General features: G+C 67.3%; 21 protein-coding genes and 1 pseudogene. 15 read left to right on the forward strand and 7 right to left on the reverse strand.

Annotated elements, in window-relative coordinates; all coding sequences use genetic code 11:
* The first annotated feature begins 177 nt into the window (after window positions 1-177).
* The 5 genes and pseudogenes from L6Q96_14685 (at window position 178) to L6Q96_14705 (ending at window position 3,521) form a co-directional block, all read left to right on the forward strand.
* Window positions 178-270 (forward strand): annotated as a pseudogene (locus L6Q96_14685) (hypothetical protein).
* A 420-nt stretch (window positions 271-690) separates the two neighbouring features.
* Entirely contained in the window at window positions 691-1,755 is a 1,065-nt protein-coding gene (locus L6Q96_14690) for a hypothetical protein (protein MCK6555801.1), read from the forward strand.
* Between the two features lie 46 nt (window positions 1,756-1,801).
* Window positions 1,802-2,578 carry a hypothetical protein gene (locus L6Q96_14695; GenBank protein MCK6555802.1) on the forward strand — a complete coding sequence of 259 codons (777 nt, stop codon included), beginning with the start codon at window positions 1,802-1,804 and terminating at the stop codon, window positions 2,576-2,578.
* 11 nt (window positions 2,579-2,589) lie between these two features.
* Complete coding sequence (locus L6Q96_14700; GenBank protein ID MCK6555803.1) at window positions 2,590-3,057, forward strand: hypothetical protein; 468 nt, start codon at window positions 2,590-2,592, stop codon at window positions 3,055-3,057.
* 95 nt (window positions 3,058-3,152) lie between these two features.
* A complete protein-coding gene (locus L6Q96_14705) occupies window positions 3,153-3,521 on the forward strand; it encodes a transposase (protein ID MCK6555804.1) in 369 nt (122 codons plus the stop codon).
* A 287-nt stretch (window positions 3,522-3,808) separates the two neighbouring features.
* Here the strand turns inward: L6Q96_14705 and L6Q96_14710 are convergent, their stop codons facing one another.
* Window positions 3,809-4,372 (reverse strand): PEGA domain-containing protein, encoded by a 564-nt coding sequence (locus L6Q96_14710; GenBank protein ID MCK6555805.1) that lies wholly within the window; start codon window positions 4,370-4,372, stop codon window positions 3,809-3,811.
* Window positions 4,373-4,640: 268 nt separating this feature from the next.
* Here L6Q96_14710 and L6Q96_14715 point away from each other — a divergent pair, with 268 nt between their 5' ends.
* The 3 genes from L6Q96_14715 to L6Q96_14725 all read left to right on the forward strand — a co-directional run bounded on the left by L6Q96_14715 (window position 4,641) and on the right by L6Q96_14725 (window position 6,626).
* The gene (locus L6Q96_14715) at window positions 4,641-5,480 is read left to right on the forward strand and encodes a transposase (GenBank protein MCK6555806.1); all 840 of its coding nucleotides are present in this window, start codon (window positions 4,641-4,643) and stop codon (window positions 5,478-5,480) included.
* A gap of 445 nt (window positions 5,481-5,925) precedes the next feature.
* Window positions 5,926-6,204 carry a DUF5678 domain-containing protein gene (locus L6Q96_14720; GenBank protein ID MCK6555807.1) on the forward strand — a complete coding sequence of 93 codons (279 nt, stop codon included), beginning with the start codon at window positions 5,926-5,928 and terminating at the stop codon, window positions 6,202-6,204.
* Window positions 6,205-6,206: 2 nt separating this feature from the next.
* Complete coding sequence (locus tag L6Q96_14725; protein MCK6555808.1) at window positions 6,207-6,626, forward strand: hypothetical protein; 420 nt, start codon at window positions 6,207-6,209, stop codon at window positions 6,624-6,626.
* A 325-nt stretch (window positions 6,627-6,951) separates the two neighbouring features.
* On the opposite strand, the gene L6Q96_14730 is transcribed toward L6Q96_14725, so the two are convergent.
* Both L6Q96_14730 and L6Q96_14735 read right to left on the reverse strand, forming a co-directional pair.
* Entirely contained in the window at window positions 6,952-7,341 is a 390-nt protein-coding gene (locus L6Q96_14730) for a type II toxin-antitoxin system VapC family toxin (protein MCK6555809.1), read from the reverse strand.
* Window positions 7,338-7,559, reverse strand: coding sequence for a type II toxin-antitoxin system prevent-host-death family antitoxin (locus L6Q96_14735; GenBank protein ID MCK6555810.1), 222 nt, complete (start codon window positions 7,557-7,559; stop codon window positions 7,338-7,340). The genes L6Q96_14730 and L6Q96_14735 overlap by 4 nt, the downstream gene beginning before the upstream one ends.
* A gap of 387 nt (window positions 7,560-7,946) precedes the next feature.
* Between L6Q96_14735 and L6Q96_14740 the strand changes: the two genes are divergently transcribed.
* The 4 genes from L6Q96_14740 to L6Q96_14755 all read left to right on the forward strand — a co-directional run bounded on the left by L6Q96_14740 (window position 7,947) and on the right by L6Q96_14755 (window position 12,072).
* On the forward strand, window positions 7,947-10,307 hold the full coding sequence (locus tag L6Q96_14740) for a hypothetical protein (protein ID MCK6555811.1): 2,361 nt from the start codon (window positions 7,947-7,949) through the stop codon (window positions 10,305-10,307).
* Between the two features lie 299 nt (window positions 10,308-10,606).
* Window positions 10,607-11,257, forward strand: coding sequence for an HAD hydrolase-like protein (locus tag L6Q96_14745; protein MCK6555812.1), 651 nt, complete (start codon window positions 10,607-10,609; stop codon window positions 11,255-11,257).
* Window positions 11,258-11,500: 243 nt separating this feature from the next.
* Window positions 11,501-11,746, forward strand: a complete 246-nt coding sequence (locus tag L6Q96_14750) for an antitoxin MazE family protein (protein MCK6555813.1) — start codon at window positions 11,501-11,503, stop codon at window positions 11,744-11,746.
* Window positions 11,743-12,072 carry a type II toxin-antitoxin system PemK/MazF family toxin gene (locus tag L6Q96_14755; GenBank protein MCK6555814.1) on the forward strand — a complete coding sequence of 110 codons (330 nt, stop codon included), beginning with the start codon at window positions 11,743-11,745 and terminating at the stop codon, window positions 12,070-12,072. Before L6Q96_14750 ends, L6Q96_14755 begins: the two co-directional genes overlap by 4 nt.
* 121 nt (window positions 12,073-12,193) lie before the next feature.
* Here L6Q96_14755 and L6Q96_14760 read toward each other — a convergent pair whose 3' ends face one another.
* The 3 genes from L6Q96_14760 to nagZ all read right to left on the reverse strand — a co-directional run bounded on the left by L6Q96_14760 (window position 12,194) and on the right by nagZ (window position 14,522).
* Window positions 12,194-12,466 carry a DUF1330 domain-containing protein gene (locus L6Q96_14760; GenBank protein MCK6555815.1) on the reverse strand — a complete coding sequence of 91 codons (273 nt, stop codon included), beginning with the start codon at window positions 12,464-12,466 and terminating at the stop codon, window positions 12,194-12,196.
* 224 nt (window positions 12,467-12,690) lie between these two features.
* Window positions 12,691-13,404: an amidotransferase gene (locus L6Q96_14765; GenBank protein MCK6555816.1), complete on the reverse strand. Its 714-nt coding sequence runs from the start codon at window positions 13,402-13,404 to the stop codon at window positions 12,691-12,693.
* 11 nt (window positions 13,405-13,415) lie between these two features.
* A complete protein-coding gene (gene nagZ, locus L6Q96_14770) occupies window positions 13,416-14,522 on the reverse strand; it encodes a beta-N-acetylhexosaminidase (GenBank protein MCK6555817.1) in 1,107 nt (368 codons plus the stop codon).
* Between the two features lie 165 nt (window positions 14,523-14,687).
* Between nagZ and L6Q96_14775 the strand changes: the two genes are divergently transcribed.
* From L6Q96_14775 to L6Q96_14785, 3 genes are read left to right on the forward strand one after another with little or no spacing between them, the layout of a single operon-like run.
* Window positions 14,688-16,442, forward strand: coding sequence for an adenosylcobalamin-dependent ribonucleoside-diphosphate reductase (locus L6Q96_14775; GenBank protein ID MCK6555818.1), 1,755 nt, complete (start codon window positions 14,688-14,690; stop codon window positions 16,440-16,442).
* 28 nt (window positions 16,443-16,470) lie between these two features.
* Window positions 16,471-17,835: an NAD-dependent succinate-semialdehyde dehydrogenase gene (locus L6Q96_14780; GenBank protein MCK6555819.1), complete on the forward strand. Its 1,365-nt coding sequence runs from the start codon at window positions 16,471-16,473 to the stop codon at window positions 17,833-17,835.
* A gap of 43 nt (window positions 17,836-17,878) precedes the next feature.
* The gene (locus L6Q96_14785; GenBank protein MCK6555820.1) at window positions 17,879-18,220 is read left to right on the forward strand and encodes a GYD domain-containing protein; all 342 of its coding nucleotides are present in this window, start codon (window positions 17,879-17,881) and stop codon (window positions 18,218-18,220) included.
* A 164-nt stretch (window positions 18,221-18,384) separates the two neighbouring features.
* Here L6Q96_14785 and L6Q96_14790 read toward each other — a convergent pair whose 3' ends face one another.
* A complete protein-coding gene (locus L6Q96_14790; GenBank protein ID MCK6555821.1) occupies window positions 18,385-18,681 on the reverse strand; it encodes a hypothetical protein in 297 nt (98 codons plus the stop codon).
* Between the last annotated feature and the right edge of the window lie 10 nt (window positions 18,682-18,691).

An 18,691-nucleotide genomic window follows, 5' to 3' on the forward strand; every position in this document is an offset into this window, starting at 1 on the left:
GCCGTTCTCGACACCTGCCCCGCCGCCGACGGCAACGGAGATACTCTTGTCGCGATCGACGACATCATCAGCGCCGTCAACAATGCCACCAACGGCTGCCCGGCTCCGACCCCGACGCCGACCCCGACCCCAACGGACGGTACCGTCACGCCGAACCCGACGCCCACCGTGCCGGCGCTCTGCGGCAACGGCGTCGTGAACTTCGACGTCGGCGAAACGTGCGACGACGGCAATCTCGTCGAAGGGGACTCGTGCCCGGCGAACTGCCGCATCCGCACGTGCACCCCGGACGGCACCACGCTCGATGTGACCGTGAGCTTTGCACCGCCCGAGAATACCGACATCGCCGCACTCTCCGTGTTCCTGCGATATCAGGAGGACCGCGTACGCATCCCGGGATCGCGGGACAGTCAGTTAACGGCGGATCGCATTACCAATTCGCCGGAGAACACCTTCTTTCAGCACAACGATCGGGACTACGGCCTGCAAATGGTCGTCGTCAGTTTCGACCAGTCGCCGATTGCCCCGGGCATCCTGTTTACGGTGCAATTCGACAACTGTAGCGGCGCCGTCCCGCCCGAGGTCGCCGATTTCCTGTGCCGGGTCGACAGCGCGTCGACGCCCGCCGGGAGCGACATTCCAGGGACAACCTGCTCGGTCTCGATCCCCTGACCACGTGGAGCACGGGCTGTGGAACTCGGGTACACTGCGCGACTCTCTCGCGTGCCGACGGCGGTGTTGATTGCGATGGCCACCCTCGCCGCCGGCTGTGGCGGTGACGTGACGGCGTACTACACCGTCAATCCCCGACCGACGGTCGGCATAACGCTTCGGCCGCAAACGCCGTCGGCGACCCGCCCGCCGACGGCGACCTTCACGCCCGAAACGCCGAGCGCCACGCCAACGATCACGTCGACGCCGACGGTCAGCGCAACGGCCACCGTCACCGGCACCTCGACGACGACGGCCACGGTAACACCCACCGTGCCTCCGACCATCACCCCAACGCCCTCTCAGACACCGACCGGCACGGCCACCCCGACCCCCTCGACCGCCGCGACCGCGACGGCAATCCCGACGGCGAGCGCCACGTCCACTCCGACCCACACCGCCAGCCCCAGCGCAACCGCAACGGCGTCGCCCACCGCGAGCCTCGCGCCTACCGATACTGCAACGGCAACGCCCACGGCGCCGGACAATCCGACCTCGACACCGACGCCGCCGGCTGCCACGCTGACACCCTCCGGAACCCCGACGCCCACGGCAACACCGGCCCTCCCCACGCCGACACCGACGAGCGGCTCCGCGGCCTCCTGCGGCAACGGCTTCATCGAACCGGGAGAGACCTGCGAGACCTGCGCGCAGGATTGCGTCGTCGGCGCCTGCACACCCGGCACCCCGCAGCGGAGCTTCCGCATCGACCTCGGCTACCCAGGCGGGAGTCCGAAGCCCGGGTCGGTCACAGTCCTGCTCGGCTACAGGAGCACCCTCGTCAGTCTCCCCAACCCGCCCACTCCGCGCTTCACTTCCTTCCCGAGCAACACCCTGCGCGGGGTCACCGGTCTGGGCTACGCGGCGCGCGTCGTCGCCTCGCGCGGACTGGGGTTCGATGCGGCAAGGCTTTTCGTGGTCAACTTCGACAGTTGCAGCGGGAGCGCCGCGCCGTCCATTGCCGATTTCGGCTGCACGGTTGAAGGCTGCGGTAGCGCCACCGGCAGCATCGACGGCTGCACCTGCACGGTGCGCGTGCCATGACGATAGCCAACAACTCACCGCGTCGTATCGATATGAGCGAGGCAACATGACTTCCAGACATCTTGCCCCTGGCGTACTGCTCCTGCTGCTCGTGGTAGCCGGCTGCGGTAACGGCGGTGTGCAGCAGTTTCCGTACGCCAACTGCGGCAACGGCACCATGGACAAGGGGGAAAACTGCGACGACGGACCCGCCAACTGCGACACCTGCGCCTGCACCACAATCTGCCAGCAGGCGTTCTGCGGCGACGGGTTCGTCTACATCGGCGTCGAGCAGTGCGACACCAACAACCTGAACCGAAAGACATGTACCGCTCTCGGCTTCGACGGCGGCGAATTGTCCTGTTGGGCCTGCGGCTTCGTCACGTCGCAGTGCGGGCCGGCTTTCACGCCCACGCCCGTGGTGTCGGCAACGCCGACCGCCACGCCAACCCCGAGCCCACGGCCAACCGCGACTCCGGGTGGCGAGTGCATTCCCGACGGCCGCGTCCCGGTCACGGTCAACTTCGCCTCCGCCACCGGGGGCACCGCGACGATTGCCATCGCGCTGGCTTATCCGGGTGACGCCGTCGGCCTGCCAGCGGGCGGCATCGAGTCGCGGATCTCCGGACGGCCCCAGGGCACCCAGTTGCGCGACGTGAGCGCGAGTGCGAACACGCTGCGGGCCACCGTCAGCCGCCCGATCGGCACCTTCCCGCAGGGACGCTTGTTCGTGGTCGATTTCGACCGCTGCGCCGGCGGGCCGCTGCCAGAGCCGAGCGATTTCACCTGCACGGTCGAGCAGTGTGCGTCGCCGGACTGCACGTGTCGGGCCACGCTTCCGTGAGGACAACATCGATGCGATCGACTGCGTACCGCGCTTTTCTGTTCGGACTTGCCTTGCTCGGGTGGCCGCCCGGTGTACGCGAAGCCGCCGCGGCGACGCCTTGTGCCTCCAGCGGGCAGCCGTTCCCGGTTATGGTGACGTACGAACAACCGGGCATCAGGCGTGCGGAGTCGCTGACACTGCGTATCGTGTACCCGAGCGACCGTGTCACCCTCGGCCCGAGCGCGTCGCCGGAAGTCCTCAGCCGACGGATCGAGCACAAGCCCGCCAACACCATCGCCGCGGCCAGCGCAACCGACGGCACGCTCACGGTCGTGCTGAGCCGTGCGCAGGGTTTCGAGGCTGGCGACCTCTTTACTGTCCGATTCGATCGGTGTACGGAAAGCGCGCCGCCGACGGCTGAGGCGTTTCGGTGCACGGTCGAGACCGCCGGAACTGCGTCAGGCAGCATCACCGGCGGCAAGTGCGCCGTGCGCTGACTCGCCATTGTCACAGTTGCACGCATCGCGCGCAGACATCAGGCGCCGGTTGGACGGGCGAATGACGATCCGCCCCTGCGTCTGCACCCATCGGCGTGCAGGCGGGTGTCGTCGAAGAGCAGTACGAATTTCGCAGTGCCCCGTTGGCCGACCGCCGGCTGCAGAGTCGGCTGTGCACGCTGTACGGTGCGGTGCCCGGGCGGCGGGGTCAGGCCCCCTTTCAAGCGCAGATGGCGGACTCGGCGGCAGTCAGCGCCTGGCGCCGCCGTATGGGGACTGCCCGCGCCAGGGAGATCTACAAGCAACGGGCTCCTACTGCCGAACGCGTCAACGCCGACGTTCGCACGTATCGCACGATGGATCGAATGGTCGTGCGCGGCGTCGGCAAGGTGCTTTGCGTGGCGCTCTGGAATGCACTGGCGCTCAACCTGGTGCGGTGGTTCGCGCTGACCGCGGTCAGTTGAGACCCGATACGCAACACCGGCGGGGCCGCGACGATCACAACGTCCACGCCGGCCCGTTGTCGCCCCTGGCGGCACGGCGCGCCCCGTCTCATGGCGCGTTTACCAGACCACACCCTGGCCACCGCAATCGGGTACCACGCCCACCGCTACTTATTCCCTGCGAAAACCCGATTCCCTCACAGGCCCATCGTCCCCTGCCTCCATGTGGGCTGGAAAGCCCGCAGTGGCCACCCCGCGTCTGGTCCAGACACCGATGCGGGCGCACCGGCAGGCGGGCACCGGCGCCATCACTCTGAGAACTCCTGCACGGCCTTTGCCTTCTCGCGCTGGTATTCCTGCTCTGACAACAACTTCCGGTTGTACAGGTCTCGGAGCGTGGTCAAGCGCTCGGAAAGTCGCTGCGTCTTCTCGACATCGGCGGCGTTCGGCGACGCGGTGTTCTTGTCGCCGACAATTTGCTGAATCGTAATTCCAGAGTTGGTTGGCGCTCTCGATCGAGACGGCCCTTCGCAATCGCCACCGGTGAGGACCGCATCGACGGGCGGGTAGTAACTTGGGCCCTTGAATATCGCCACGACGCCGAGTGTGAAAATGTAGGCAACGATCCGGCCCCCAGCGACACGGGTTTGCAGTTGCCCCTCGGCGGAGTCGCAGTTGCGGTACTCGACACGCCAGGAATGCGGTTGTCCAACTGCGCCTCGGGGGATCTCAGCTTCGGCAGGCGTGGTCCCGATGTACTGCCCGTCCACGAAAGCCTTGGCACCCAGAGGATAGGACTTGATGGCGACCCCCTCGGCGCATCCGCACACCGATATCGCCGTGATCAGCGCGAGTAACCCGACATCACGCATTGGCCCCCTCCTTCACGCCACCCGGTTTAGGTCGCTAACGTGGCCGGGTGCGCTCACATACTTTGCCCGCTTCGCCAGATTCGCGCAAGAAGCTCCGCCGGTCCACCTCAGTCGCTTCTTGCTCCATCCCGTCCACGAAAGCAGGGTGGCGGGGTGGCACCTCTGCAAGTATCCGAAGAGACTTGACAGTACATGATAAACAGGTCTGAATCAGGGGCTTGCAGTGCCGCTTCCGGGCCCCGAATGGTGGCGTGTAGGGAGGGCGGGCATGGCGCGTGCGCATCGGGTCCACGTGCCGGGGCATGTGTGGCACCTGACCCATCGGTGTCACGACCGGCGGTTCTTGCTGAAGTTTGCGCGCGATCGGCGCGTGTGGCGGGCGTGGCTGTACGAAGCGCGGCGGCGCTTCGGACTGTGCGTGCTGGACTACGCGGTGACCGCCAATCACGTCCACCTCCTCGTCCGCGACCGGGGCCAGGACGAGATCGCCGCCAGCATGCAGCTCGTCCAGGGGTGTACGGGACAGGCTTACAATCGGCGCAAGCGGCGCAGCGGCGCATTCTGGGCGGATCAGTATCACGCGACGGCCGTGGAGACGGGTGCGCATCTGGTGCGCTGCGTGGTGTACATCGACCTCAATATGGTCCGGGCAGGCGTGGTAGATCACCCGGCGGCGTGGGAGGTGGGTGGCTACCAGGAGATTCAGCAGGCGCGTGCCCGTTACCGGATCGTCGACCGTGCTGCGCTGGCGGAGGCGCTCGGCGTGGCGCTGCCGGCCCTGGCCGACGTGCACCGCCAGTGGGTGGAGGCGGCGCTGCGGGACGGGCACGTGCGCCGCGACCGGCAGTGGACCGACAGTGTCGGCGTGGGCAGTCGCGGCTTTGTCGAAGCGCTGCAACACGACCTCGCGCAGCGGGGGCGCTACCGCGCGGTCGACCCGGACGGCGACGGCTACGTCCTGCGGGACGCGGCCGCCGCCTACGGAGGCGATTCCGTCGCTGAAACTGCATCCCTAAGCGCAGAATCCGCCCGCTGCGGAGCCCCGTTTTCTTGTTGTTTCAGCGACTTGCAGAGGTGCCACCCCGGCGACCGAGTTGGCCCACGGTAGAAAATCCCCACCGGGTGTGCAGCCACGGATATTGCGCCAGGTATTCGTCCACGCCGACCAGTCGGCCCCGACGCCGTTTGATCGCGATCTCCCACAGCGAGGCCACAGACACGAACACCCCGGTGCGCCGGTCGGCGATGACCCGACGCGCCACGCGTCCGGGCTCCGGCGCGTCCGCCATCCACCGGAGCAACGCGCACGTGTCCAGCAGGTAAGGGCTCATCCCCACGGAGAATCGTCCGGCCCACACCGGTGGAGACGGGAGCACATCTGGCGCGCTGCGTTCGAAGGCTACGGGCCTGCTTTCGTGGGCGAAAGCTCATCGCGAAGCCGACGATCCGCCAGAGCCGAAGACCGTACCCCTGTCATCTCAATGACTTGCAGAGGTGCCACCCCGTGTGGTTTGGCATTGGATGGCCCTCGAAAACTCGGGGTCGGAGGAGGTATGCTGATCGTCATGGCGAGATCGGGTGCAGCGCGGAAACGGCAAGAGGTCGTCAGGTCCACGCATCGGCAACGCGAGTTCGAGTGGATCGAGACGCATGCCGACGAGATGCGCCGGCTTGCCGGTGAATGGGTCGTCATCGAGGGTGACCGGCTCGTCGCACATGGCAAGAACGCGGCGCGGGTTTTCGCCACGGCCAAGCGCAAGGGCATCACGGTGCCGTTCGTCTTCTACGTCGAGCCGCCCACCGCGGAAGGAACCGTGCACTTCGGCCTTTGACCGTGCCGACCATCGCGTACCAGTACGAGTTCCCGTACCGGCCGAGTCCGGCCGGCGGGATGTTCCCGATTCTGCCCGTCGCCGTCAGCAATCCACGATCGTCTGCGCGCTCGGCAGACGTGGTCGCCTATCTGGATTCCGGCGCGCAGCGCTCGCTCTTCGATGGGACGCTTGCGGGATTCATCGGACTCGATCTCATGGACGGCCCACGCCTACCGTTCGCTTCGGCCGCCGGATTTTCGATCGAAGGGATCCTGCACCCGGTGCGCCTGTTGCACCCCGAGCTCGGCGAGTTCGACCTGGAGATCGGGTTCAGCACGGTCCCGTTGCGCCGGAACCTGCTCGGACGCGATTTCTTCAACGTCGTGCAGATCGGGTTCCGAGAGCGGCATCAGGTCTTCTACGTGAAGGCCGAACCCTGACCGACAGCCGTATTCATCAGCGGTCCCGCCGGGAGCGTGTCAACAGCGCGCTATCGAGATCGTGGCAGGATAAGAAACCGGGCGACGTCGTTCGTGAACGATGGCAAGACGAAAGAGCGCCGGCTGATCCGTGCCGCTGCGCGGCGCCGCCGGTGAGTCGCCCGGGGCGTCACCGAATCATCATCTGCCAGCAACCGGCACGTAGCCGGTCATCCCGTATGTTCGTATCTTGCCAGGGTGCCACCCGACGCCACCGGCGATGTTGCCGTTGGGCGACCCCACGGTCTTTCCTTGTCCGACCCCGGCGCACGCGACGCCCGGCTCGCTACCAAACACAGTGTGGGACGTGCTGGCGGATGGCGTCGTCACAGGTGACAATGCGCGCTTCGAGGCGGCGCGCTTGCGCGATGAGCATCCGATCGAACGGATCGTCGTGCGGCACCGCCAAGTTTCCCGCGGTCACGGCGTCGCCCGCCTCGATCACCACGGTAGAAAATCCCCACCGGGTGTGCAGCCGCGGATATTGCGCCAGGTACTCGTCCACGCCGACCAGTCGGCCCCGACGCCGCTTGATCGCAATCTCCCACAGCGAGGCCACGGACACGAGCACCAGGGTGCGCCGGTCGGCGATGACCCGACGCGCCGCGCGTCCGAGCTCCGGCGCGTCCGCCATCCACCAGAGCAACGCGCACGTGTCCAGCAGGTAAGGGCTCATCCCCACGGAGAATCGTCAGGCCCACACCCGCCCACCACGTCGCCCGCGATCTGCCCGCGGAACGTCCCGGGTGCCCGGTCCGCCGCCTCGACCACCGCGACCAGCCGCGCATAGGGCTTGCCGGCCTTGGCGATGATTACCTCCTCGCCGCGATGGGCGCGCTCCAGCAACTCGGAGAAGTGCGTCTTCGCCTCGTGAATGTTCGCCTGGATTGCCATGAGATCTGGTTAGTCCACCGGGTGGACTCATGCAATCCCGGCGTCGTAGGGACTGCCGAGACACCCACTCCCTCGGGGTCGGTATCGCCATCGGTATCGATCCAAAGCCCACGACGAACTCGGTGCCCGGGCAACCGGGGGCACGTGGCGACGGCGTTTGACGGCGTCCTCTACTGGTGTCGCGCGCCGGGCATGCCGCCGGCGAGACGCCGCGGTCCCGACGCGTCACCGAATCATCATCTGCCAGCAACCCGCATGTAGCCGGTCATCTCGTATATTCGCAGCTCGTGAACATACGCGGTCTACCGGCAAGATCGCCGGTACCGCCGAACCCGGGCCGAGGAAGAGTGCGCCCACGCTCCAGTCGCCCCGGGGAGGAGAAGAGCAATGATGCGGCACGTCGGCGTGAGGGTTCTCGTGGTCGTCGCCCTGCTCGGAGACTACGCACCGGCGCAAGGGGTCCTGTACGGAACCGTTCCGTCGGGAAACGATACGATCCTGGTTACGGTGAACCCGACGACGGGAGTGGCCACGGAACTGGGTCCGATCGGCTTCCGTGACGTACGTGGCCTCGCCGGCCATCCGTCCGACGGTTGGCTCGTGGGCGCGACGTCGGCCGACGGCGAGCCGACCGCCGGACTGATCGTTGCGATCGAACCGGCCGCGGGCAGCGGCGGCAGCGCCGTCGGTGCCGCCAACACCCGTCCGATAGGCGGTCTCGCCTGGAAACCCGACGCCTCCGCTCTCTACGCTACTTGCAGCCGTTTCAGCGTATCGCCGGCACTCCCCGATGCCCTCTGCCTCGTCAATCCGCTCACCGGCGCCGCCACGCCGGTCAACGATTTCAACGCCCTGGGTAATTTCGCCGTGACCAACTTCGAAGGACTCGCCTTCAGTCCTGCCGGAACCCTCTATGCGGCAACCACCGCCGTGTTCAACCCGCCCGGCGAGCCGCGCCTGTACACGGTCGACACGGCCACCGGCATCGGCACCGCCGTGGGGCAGATCCGAACCGGCACCGGCGTTCCGCTCGGCGCCGGCATCGTCGGGTTGGATTTCGTCGGCAGCACGCTTTACGCCAGCACCGACTCGGGGCAGATCCTGACGATCGACCCGGCGACCGGCGTCTACACCCCCGTCGGCACAACCGGCGTCGGCACCATTCACGGTCTCGGCAGTACCGACATGATGGTGCCGTCTCCCACGCCGACAGCGACCGGCCCAACCCCGACACCGACCTCAGGCCCCTGCGTTTCCGGCGTCCCCGCCAATCCCTGCATCCCGGGCGGCGGCCCGACAAGGACCGACTGCCAGCTAGAATGGCTGGCGGTTCCCGTGCCCTTGCTGAAGAACGGCACCCCGGTCCCGGACGTGAAGGAAGGCATTCGGCGCAATCGCCTCTTCTGCTACGACGGCGACACCCGCTGTGACTATGACGGCATTACGAACAATAGCTGCACGTTTCAGGTCCAGCTTTGCATCAACAATACCGATCCCCGACTGCCCTGCACGCCTGTGGACCTCACGAGCTTCGCGGTTCGCAGCCCCAACTCGAAGCGCTTGCGCGACGCCGCCGATGCCGCCAACCTTGCGGCACTCCTGACCCATGGAACCTTCGGCGTTACCGTTACCGACCCGCCCATCACGCCGGGCATTTCAAACCCTACCCGCAACGCGTGCAGCGCAACGATCGACCTGCTGGTTCCCCTCAAGTCCAGGAGCAACGGCGGCTTCGGGAAGGCCCGCCGCGTCATCAAAGTGACCGGCAAGAGCGTCTCCGGCAAGCGCGATAACGACTCCATCAAGCTGGAATGCCGTCCGACCACGTGCGGCAACGGGGTTGTCGAGAGCGATCACGAAACCTGCGACGACAGCAACCGCATCAACGGCGACGGCTGCAACCAGGCCTGTCAGAACGAAGTGCTTGCCACGCCCACCCCGTCGCCTGTCCCCACCCTGACCCGGACGCCGACGGCGACCGTCCCGGCCACCCTTTCGCCGACGATCAGTCCCACCACCGGCCCGTCGCAGACACCGACCGAAACGCCGACGATTACCGAAACGCCGACCATCACCGTCACCCCCACGATCACCCCAACCCCCACCGAGCCGCCGACCGCCGGACCGACGGACACCCCTACGGTAACGCCAACGATAACGGATACCCCGAACGCGACGGACACGCCGACAACGGGGCCGACGAACACGCCGACACCTACTGTTACCCCTACCGGCACACCGGTCTGCGGCGACGGATTCCTCGGCGTCGGCGAACGGTGCTGCACCGACCCTCCGGGGTGCGACGTTTCGTGTCTGGTGGCGGAATGCGGGCAGGGCGCTGTGTGCGCCGCCGACTGCGCCGTCAGTCCCTGCACGGCGCCAACACCGGGGACCTTCAAGACCTTCAACGTCGACCTCGGGTACCCGCCGGGTCAGGCGCCGCAGTCGGTAACGCTCCTGCTCGGGTACAAGAGCGCAAAGGTCAGCCTGCCCGGCTCCGGGACGGCGCCAGCGTCCCGTTTCATTTCGTGGCCGAGCAACACCACCCGCGGTGTGAACGACCTGAACTACGCAGTCCGCGTGGTCGCCTCGCGCTCCCTCGGCTTCAGTAATGGCCGCCTGTTCGTCGTCAACTTCGACGGCTGCACAGGCCAACCGGCCCCGGCCGCCTCGGAGTTCGGCTGCACCGTCGAGGGCTGCGGGTCGGCAACCGGGAGTATCGACGGTTGTTCGTGCACGGTCCGCTGAGCGCCGCGCGAAGACGGCGAACACGGCATGGGGTCGACGCCCACCAGGCGAGACCGGTGACAACCGCACCTTTGGCCCGCACCGTTGGACGGCCAAGTCGTGCGGCTTACAGGCCGACCGCGACGAGAGCCTTCGCGAGGCGCGGTCTGGTGTGTGGATCGGCGAACGGGAACGAGCCGAAGAAATCCGGTAACCGACGGGTTACGCTCGCTGACGATCCCCGCCCTCGCCACCTTCGCGCGCGTTTGACTGGCACGGAGCGGCACTTCATCGTGGCGCCACCGGAGGCACCGGGAGTCATGGCCTCGCACCTCTTTTTCGATCTCGATGGCACGGTGACGGACCCGCGCGACGGCATCGTGCGCTGCTTAGCTCACGCACTCGCGGCCCTCGGTAGGACGGTCCCTCCCGCCGACGTCCTCGAACGCTTCATCGGTCCACCACTGGCCCCGAGCTTCGAGACCCTCCTCGGCACGGCCGACGAGAACGTCATTCGGGAGGCAATCGCCTCGTACCGGGAGCGGTTCAGCCACACCGGCATCTTCGAGAACCGCGTGTATCCGGAGATCCCGTCCGCGCTTTCGGCGCTGACCGCGCGCGGCTTCTCGTTGTATCTCGTCACCTCCAAAGCCGATGTCTTTGCGCGCCGGATCCTGGATTACTTCGACCTGTCGCGGCACTTCACGCGCGTTTACGCCCCGGACCTGGACGATGTGCGGATCGTCAAGGCCACGCTCCTTCGTCGCGCGCTAGCGTCGGAAGGCGTTGCCGCGAGCGCCGCGGCGATGATCGGCGACCGCCGCGACGATATCGAGGCCGCCAGGGCGAACGGCGTCCGTTCAATTGGCGTCACCTGGGGATTCGGGACGCGCGAGGAGCTTGCGCGCGCGGGAGCCAACGACATCGTGAGCTCGGCGCCGGAACTCCTCGCGCTGGTATCCGATGTCTGACAGACGGGCGAAGCGGACGACACCTTCTCGACCGGCGAACCGTAACCAGCGGCATCGTGATGGCGGTGGTCCTCGACACGCGCGCCTGGCTCTGGTTCTACTCCCGCCGGAGCAGGCGGTCGAAGGCCGGTTGCGAAACCGACCAGCGTGAGCAACGCCGCAGCGGCCTGCGGTCTTGCGGCAGGCGCCTTGCAGCCCGGGGCACAAGACCGTAGGTTACATGTAACCATGAAGGAGGGTACCATGCCGTCTGTGTCGAAGCGTACGGCGCGAACCAGAAAACCGATCAGCGCGCGCGAGAAGGTGCGGGTTCATCGCGAGCGCTTGCGCGCCCAGGGTCTCCGCCCGGTGCAGGTGTGGCTACCCGATACGCGCTCCCCCGAGTTTGCCGCGGAAGCTTCCCGACAGTCGCGACGTGTTGGGTCAAGCCGATACGCGGCCACGGACCAAGCCTTCATCGATGCGATCTCGACCGGGGACGAAGAGTGAAGCGCGGGGACGTTTGGACTGCAGCCGGCGGCGCTGACTACGCGGGCAAACCGCGTCCGATCGTCATCGTGCAGGATGATCGCTTCGATGCAACCAGGTCAGTGACGATCTGTGCCTTCACGAGCGATCCGACGGAGGCGCCGCTCTTCCGTGTCGCCGTCGAACCAAACGAAACAAACGGCCTCAGGACGACCTCGCGGCTGATGGTCGACAAGATCAAGACGATCCCGAAGGCGAAACTGGGTACACGCATCGGAGAGCTCTCGCACACCGACATGGTGAGGGTTAACCGCGCGATGATGATCTTTCTCGGACTGGCGGGATGAGGGATGGACAATGAACTGCGTCCCGCTTCGGTTGTGACGCCCTTCCCCCCAATCGGCAATCCGGGTACCCCGCCAAACCACGACGACGCGGCCCGGTCGCCGCGTGCCCGAGTGCGATGCCCTACTCTTCAACGACGATCGAACGCGTCGACGTCGAGCGCTCGCGCAGGACGGCGAGCGCCCGGTACTCGGGAGAACCAAAGCACGCCGCGAGCTCGGCGAGGCTGTCGAACCTTATCACGACGATGCGATCCGGCGCCCAACCGCCTGCGACCGGGGTAACCCTGCTACTCCTCACCACGTACTCGCCCTTGTACCGCTCAATGACCGCCGGGACCCGGCGCATGTAGTCGTCGTAGACATCCTGGTCCTTGATCTTGATCTCGACAACCATGAACGCACTCATCGCTGACCTCTGGCGCTGTGCTCGGATCGGCGCTCAGGCCCCCGGTTCTTCGTGAATCCGACGCCGCCCCTCGATACGGCCCCTGAGAAGACAGGTCCTACTCGGGGCGAACGGGTCGGTTTCTTCCGAGACGGGCTGTTTCCGTTCGTGCCGAGTAGCGCCGTCTTTTCCGGCGCGCATCGAGGCGCGAGAGAGGTTCATGAGAACCAGGATCAGGATCGCGTCAGCGCGTCCAGCAACGCGTGCATGACCGCGTTGATGCGCAAAAACCGCCCCGCGTCCGCGACCATCGTCTCCGCCGACTGCACGTAAGGCCCCGCGACGAGATCGCCCGGGCAGTTGCCAATCAACTCCGCCGCCGACGCCGGCGTCGTCTCGAGGTGAAACTGCAAGCCCACCACGCGGTCGTCGAGACTGAACGCCTGATGCTCACAGGCCTCGCTGCGCGCGACATGGACCGCTCCCGCCGGCAGGTCGAAGGTGTCGCCGTGCCAGTGAAAAACCGGGGCCGGAGTCTGCGAACCGCGAGCGATCGGCGCCAGGGACCGGCCCGTCCGCGTACTTGCCCCCTCCGAAGCGAGCTCGATCGGGAACCAGCCGATTTCCCGGTGAGGGTTGCGGGAGACGCGGGCACCGAGGACATCGGCGATCAACTGCGCTCCGAGACAGACACCGAGAACGCGCTTGCCGGCCCCGATGGCCGCGGCAATCGCTCGTTTCTCGTCGACGAGCCACGGATACTCCCCCTCGTCGTACACGCCCATCGGGCCGCCCATCACGATCAGCCAGTCGTACGCCTCCGGCGACGGCGCCGCCCCACCGCCGTACCAGGGCGTCGCGGTCACCACATGGCCGCGCACCGCGGCCCAGTCGGCAATACTGCCCAGACCTTCGAATGGGACATGGAAGAACGAGTGTATGCGCATAGGACGACGTGTTAGGCGGTCACGGGATCAAGTTCCAGATGCTCCACCAGCGCTCGGTGCGCCGGGTTCGGCAGCGGACAGTCGTCGCCGGCTGGACCCGGACAAACTTCGCGCAACGCCTCGATGCGCGTTGCCGCTGCCACCACAACGTCCGATGGCAGCGTCCCGTCCAGCACGGCGCGCTCGACAGCCGCAAAGACCTCGCCGCCGCGTGCCAGATGCTCGCACACCAGCAGCATATCGGCGCCGGCACGCAGACTCGCCACCGCCGCGGCGCCGATATCCTGTTGCCCCGCGATCGCGCGCATCTCCAGGTCGTCGCTCGCAATCACGCCGCCGAAGCCCAACTCGCCGCGTAACAGCTCGGACAGGATGGCGCGCGACACCGTCGCGGGACGATCCGGGTCGAGCGCCGGAAAGACCACGTGCGCGGTCATGATCATCGGGATCTCCGCCGCCACGGCGGCGCGAAACGGAACCAGTTCGGTCCGCTCCAGCTCGGCACGCGAGCGCTGGACCCACGGCAGTTCGCGGTGCGAATCCACCGCCGTGTCGCCGTGACCCGGGAAGTGCTTCCCGCACGGAATCACGCCGGCGTCCCGCAAGCCACGCATCAGCGCGACGCCGAGTGAAGCCACCACCTGCGGGTCGGAAGACAGCGCCCGGTCGCCGATGACCGGGTTGGCCGGATTCGAGTGCACGTCGAGCACCGGGGCGAAGTTCAGATCGATGCCGGCCGCCGCCAGCTCGCGCCCCATGGCGAGGCCCACGCTGTACGCGAGTTCGGGATCGCCGCGACGGCCCAGTGCCGCCGCCGGGGGAAAACGGGTGAACGGATCATTGAGGCGTTGCACGCGCCCGCCCTCGTGGTCGACGGCAACCAGGGGCCGGCTGGGCAAGGCGTGCAGTTCGGCGGTCAGCGCGCGAAGCTGATCCACCGACTCGAAGTTGCGACGGAACAGTACGACGGTACCGGCGCAAAGCGCCACCAACTGCTCCCGCGTCGAGACCTCGATCGACGGCCCCGGAAGCCCGATGCAGAGCAGGCGGCCGATGGCACGGCACAGGTCGCGCGCGGTCGACAACTCCCGCGCCCGCCCTCGTCCCGCATCCGCCACGACAGACTCCTGCACCCGACGCATGGTGACGACTCTACCGAGGCCCGGCCACTCCCGGCAACCCTTGTCGCCGGACCCGACAGCGAGTAGACGACGAGTACAGACGGCTCCGCACTCCCCTGCGGCCGCGCGCGGGCGGGGTGCTCGCGGCCACGGAGACGAACCTTGACCAGGGCAGCGCGAACAGCTCCCGACTTTTCGGACCACGCACGTACGATCCTGCGCGAGCGCTATCTGCGGCGCGACGAAAACGGTGCGCTGGCGGAAGACTCGGACGGCATGCTGCAGCGGGTCGCCGTGGCCATCGCCGCACCCGCCGCCGCTTTCGGCGACGATCGCGCCTTCTGGGAGGCGCGATTCTTCGAGCGCCTCGCACGTTTCGAGTTCCTGCCGAATTCGCCCACCCTCATGAACGCCGGTCTTCCCGACGGACAACTGGCGGCCTGCTTCGTGCTGCCGGTCGAAGACGACCTCGACGCCATCTTCGGCGCGCTGGCGCGCATGGCGCGCATCCATCAGAGCGGCGGCGGCACCGGTTTTTCGTTCAGTCGCCTGCGCCCGTCCGACGACCACGTGCGCTCGACCGGCGGCCGCACGTCGGGCCCCGTTTCGTTCATGGATCTGTTCGACCGCACCACGGCGGTGATTCGCGCCGGCGGCCGCCGGCGCGGCGCCAACATGGGAGTCCTGCGGGTCGACCACCCGGACATCGAGGCCTTCGTCGCCGCCAAGCAGACCCCCGGACGGCTGGAGAACTTCAATCTATCGGTCGGCATTACCGACGCGTTCATGGCGGCGGTCGACGCCGGCAGTGCGTTTCCCTTGCGCAACCCGCGCACCGGGCGAACGGTGCGCAGCATCAACGCCAGCATGCTCTTCGAGACTATCGCCACCGCGGCATGGACCAACGGCGATCCGGGCCTCTTGTTTCTCGACGAGATCAACCGCCACAACCCGACACCCGGGCTGGGCGCCATCGAGGCTACCAACCCCTGCGGGGAGCAACCGCTGCTTCCGTACGAATCGTGCGTCCTCGCTTCCATCAACCTCGCCGCGTGTACCACCGACGAGGACATCGACTGGGAAAGGCTCGCTGCCGTCGCGCAGGACGCGGTGGTGTTCCTCGACAACGTGATCGAGGCCACCGGCCATCCTGCGGAGGAGATCCGCGCAGCGACGCTGCGGACCCGCAAGATCGGCCTCGGGGTCATGGGGCTCGCCGACGCGCTGGCGCGGCTCGGTATCCCTTACGACTGCGACGAAGCGCTGGCGCTCGGGGAAAAGCTGGCGGCCTTCATAACCCGGACAGCCCGGGCCAAGTCCAACGAACTTGGCGTTCGCCGCGGCTCTTTCCCGGCGTTTGCCGCCAGCGTGTGGCCACAGCGCGGCCACACGCACCTGCGCAACGCCACCACGACGTGCGTGGCTCCGACCGGAACGATCAGCCTGCTGGCGGGCGTTGCCAGCGGCATCGAGCCGTACTTCGCCCTGGCCGTGGCCCGGCGTGTCCTCGATGGCACCGTCCTCACGGACGTATTGCCAGCGATCGATCGCGCGCTCGACGCTCTGGGAGATGCCAGCGAGCCGGCGCGGCAACACATCCTGGCACACGGCTCGATCGGCAAACTCGCCGCTCTCCCGGCGGCTCTCCGCCGTCGCTACCCGATCGCACTCGAGATCGCACCGGAGCGCCATGTCCGTATGCAGGCCGCCTTCCAGGCGCACATGGACGCGGCGGTGTCGAAAACGGTGAATCTACCCGCCGAGGCACCCCTGTCGGCCGTCCGGGGCGTGTTCCGACTTGCACACCGCTTGCGTCTGAAAGGGATCACCGTATACCGCTACGGCACGCGCCCGGGTCAGACTCTGTCGCTCGTGCACGGCAACACGAGACACGACTGCCGGGAATGCGCGGAATGAAGCGAACGCGCAGGGAGGGAGGATGGGGATGGCGATCAGCTCGATAAATCCGGCGACAGGTGAGGTGGTGAGGCGGTTCAAGGCGGCGCCGCGCGCGGAGATCGAGCGGGCGCTCGCCGACGCCGACCGTGCCTTTCGGAGCTGGCGCGAACGTAGCATAGACGAACGCAGCCGCGTCTTGCTCCGGGCGGCCGAGGTGCTGCGGGAGCGCAAGGCCGCTTACGCCCGTCTCGTCACGCTCGAGATGGGCAAGCCCATTGCCCAGTCCGAGGCCGAGATCGAGAAGTGCGCCGAGGGATGCGAGTATTACGCCGTCGAGGCGGCGCGCATGCTTGCCGACGAGGCGGTGAAGATCGAAGGCGGGAAGAGCCTCATCGTTTTCCAGCCTCTTGGCGTCGTGCTCGCGGTGATGCCGTGGAACTTCCCCTTCTGGCAGGTGTTCCGTTTCGCCGCCCCGGCCCTGATGGCCGGCAACGTCGGCATCCTCAAACACGCCTCGAATGTACCGCAGTGTGCCCTGGCCATCGATGACGTGTTCCGCCGGTCCGGCTCCCCGCGCGGCGTGTTTCGTAATCTGTCGATCGGTGCCGGCGCGGTAAGCCAGCTCGTCGCCGATGACCGCGTGGCGGCCGTGACCCTGACCGGCAGCGAACTCGCCGGGGTCGAGGTCGCCGGAGCCGCGGGACGGCATCTTAAGAAGGTTGTGCTCGAGCTCGGCGGCGCCGACCCGTTCATCGTATTGAACGATGCCGACCTCGGCCGTGCCGCCGCGGTTGCCGCGCAGGCCCGTACGATGAACTCGGGTCAAAGCTGCATTGCCGCCAAGCGGTTCATCGTCGAGCGTGCCGTCGCGGCCGAGTTCACCGCGCGCTTCGTTGCGGCCATGGCCGCATTGCGGGTGGGCGATCCGATGGACCCGGCCACGCAGGTCGGTCCGCTGGCCCGACCCGACCTCGTCGATGAGATCGACCGACAGGTGCGGCGCTCGGTACGCATGGGAGCGCGGGTCCTGACCGGCGGGCGCCGAATAGGAAGAGTGGGCAACTTCTACGCGCCGACCGTGCTCGACCGCGTGAAGTCGGGGATGCCCGCCCACGACGAGGAGGTCTTCGGGCCCGTCGGCGCCGTCATCGTCGCCCGCAACGAAGCGGACGCGGTCCGCATCGCCAATGCCTCGCGCTTCGGTCTGGGCGGTTCGGTATGGGGACGCGACCTCGATCGCTGCGCGCATGTGGCCCGTCAGCTCGAGGTCGGAACCGTCTACGTAAACGACTTCGTACGCTCGGATCGGCGCCTCCCCTTCGGCGGCGTGAAGAAGTCCGGGCACGGCCGAGAGCTTGGTGTATACGGGATCAAGGAGTTCACCAACATCAAGACCATGGTGGCGCCGTGACCCGAGTCCCATCGTTCGCCGTTTGACCGGAGGATGTCTGACGATGGGCGCGTACGTACTGGTCACCCGGGTGAATCCCGAGCAGATGGGCACCGTCGAGCGCCTGCACGAGATCGACGATCTGGTTCGCGGCCAGGTGAGCGCGCATTACCCCGGAGTCCGCTGGGTTACCAGTTACGCCTTGCTCGGGCCGTTCGACTTCCTCGATATCTTCGAGGCGCCGGACGACGCGACCGCGGCTCATGTTCGGGCCATCGTGCAGTCGTTCGGCTACGTCTCCACGGAGATGTGGACGGCTGTGCCGCGAGAGCGCCTGCGTCGTCCGGTGACGAAGGGCGGGGCACGCGGTGCGGGCGAGGCGAAAGGCGGCACCCGCGAACGTTAGCAAGAGGTTGCGAACCGCCGGCCCGGATTTCTCGATACAGCGGTCTCGGGTAAACCGAGACCGCCTCAGCCCGAACGGTTCCGGGGCTGCTATCGTCGCCGTCCTTCCGTTCGCCCCGCGGCGGCGCCGTGTCGAACGGCGCTGCCGGCGTCTTCAGCTACCTGTCAGCTCGCGCGCGCGGCCGGACGGCGCCGCGATGCCTTGCGGGTTCCTTTCGCTTTCTTGGCGACTTTGGGGGCGCGTTCGAGCTCCATGCGCAACTCGTGCACGTACTTCTCGACCTGCGCCGCGACGGCGGCCGCCCGCTTGCGCAGTTGTGCAGCGCCCGACTCGAGCTGCTTCAGGATGCCGCTGGCGGCAGCCCGCTTGCGGATGTCGGTGCGCAGGCGCTTCGCCACGGTCTCGAGTTCGCGCACCAAGGCGCCAATACGGTCACTCTGGGCTGGCTTCTTCGCTACCATGTGAACCTCC

The organism is Candidatus Binatia bacterium (genome assembly GCA_023150935.1).
Taxonomy (GTDB): domain Bacteria; phylum Desulfobacterota; class Binatia; order HRBIN30; family HRBIN30; genus JAKLJW01.

Excerpts from the sequence above, each read along its gene's own strand:
- L6Q96_14695 (MCK6555802.1), top strand. The coding sequence starts at position 1,802 with ATGACTTCCAGACATCTTGCCCCTGGCGTACTGCTCCTGCTGCTCGTG.
- L6Q96_14700 (MCK6555803.1), top strand. The coding sequence starts at position 2,590 with ATGCGATCGACTGCGTACCGCGCTTTTCTGTTCGGACTTGCCTTGCTC.
- L6Q96_14710 (MCK6555805.1), bottom strand. The coding sequence starts at position 4,372 with ATGCGTGATGTCGGGTTACTCGCGCTGATCACGGCGATATCGGTGTGC.
- L6Q96_14715 (MCK6555806.1), top strand. The coding sequence starts at position 4,641 with ATGGCGCGTGCGCATCGGGTCCACGTGCCGGGGCATGTGTGGCACCTG.
- L6Q96_14720 (MCK6555807.1), top strand. The coding sequence starts at position 5,926 with ATGCTGATCGTCATGGCGAGATCGGGTGCAGCGCGGAAACGGCAAGAG.
- L6Q96_14730 (MCK6555809.1), bottom strand. The coding sequence starts at position 7,341 with ATGAGCCCTTACCTGCTGGACACGTGCGCGTTGCTCTGGTGGATGGCG.
- L6Q96_14735 (MCK6555810.1), bottom strand. The coding sequence starts at position 7,559 with ATGGCAATCCAGGCGAACATTCACGAGGCGAAGACGCACTTCTCCGAG.
- L6Q96_14740 (MCK6555811.1), top strand. The coding sequence starts at position 7,947 with ATGATGCGGCACGTCGGCGTGAGGGTTCTCGTGGTCGTCGCCCTGCTC.
- L6Q96_14745 (MCK6555812.1), top strand. The coding sequence starts at position 10,607 with ATGGCCTCGCACCTCTTTTTCGATCTCGATGGCACGGTGACGGACCCG.
- L6Q96_14750 (MCK6555813.1), top strand. The coding sequence starts at position 11,501 with ATGCCGTCTGTGTCGAAGCGTACGGCGCGAACCAGAAAACCGATCAGC.
- L6Q96_14760 (MCK6555815.1), bottom strand. The coding sequence starts at position 12,466 with ATGGTTGTCGAGATCAAGATCAAGGACCAGGATGTCTACGACGACTAC.
- L6Q96_14765 (MCK6555816.1), bottom strand. The coding sequence starts at position 13,404 with ATGCGCATACACTCGTTCTTCCATGTCCCATTCGAAGGTCTGGGCAGT.
- L6Q96_14780 (MCK6555819.1), top strand. The coding sequence starts at position 16,471 with ATGGCGATCAGCTCGATAAATCCGGCGACAGGTGAGGTGGTGAGGCGG.
- L6Q96_14785 (MCK6555820.1), top strand. The coding sequence starts at position 17,879 with ATGGGCGCGTACGTACTGGTCACCCGGGTGAATCCCGAGCAGATGGGC.
- L6Q96_14790 (MCK6555821.1), bottom strand. The coding sequence starts at position 18,681 with ATGGTAGCGAAGAAGCCAGCCCAGAGTGACCGTATTGGCGCCTTGGTG.